The organism is Vibrio sp. 10N.286.46.A8, assembly GCF_041470165.1.
GTDB lineage: Bacteria > Pseudomonadota > Gammaproteobacteria > Enterobacterales > Vibrionaceae > Vibrio > Vibrio tasmaniensis_A.
In genome coordinates, this window is sequence record NZ_JBFRLX010000411.1 from 1 (window position 1) to 485 (window position 485).

At 35.3% G+C, this 485-nt stretch carries 1 protein-coding gene; it reads left to right on the plus strand.

Annotated features, from left to right (window positions below):
* Positions 1-62: 62 nt before the first annotated feature.
* Positions 63-485: sulfotransferase domain-containing protein (locus tag AB4232_RS22745; protein ID WP_372088129.1), on the plus strand; the 423-nt coding region annotated here is incomplete at its 3' end.

Consider the following 485-nt stretch of genomic DNA (forward strand, 5'->3'; position numbering starts at 1 on the left):
GTATACTTGCATGTGGCGAAAAGAGTACGTCCTATATCGAATATGAACTGGCTGCAAAACGAATATCAATGATGTTTCCTAATGCCAAAATTATCATGATGTTACGGAACCCAGCTAAAAGAGCTATATCAAATTACCAATTTTCCGTTAACAATGGTTTGGAAACTAGAAGTATTCGTGAAGCCATACTCAATGAAAAGCCCGCGCCAAAGCTTGATAATCCTTTGTCTACCGATCCGTTTGATTATTTAAGTAGAGGGTTATATAGGAACTATGTCGAGCTTTATGAAAATTATTTCCCCAAATCTAATATACTACTACTCTCCACCGAAAGTATTACTAAGGACATAGCTGTTTTATCTAAAGCCTATAATTTCTTGGGTGTAAACAAAGACTTTTTTCCCTCTGATTTTAACCATTCTGAAAATGCTAGCATTGATAAAGTCAATGTTCCAGAAGAAGTGATGAAATACCTTGATGATTAC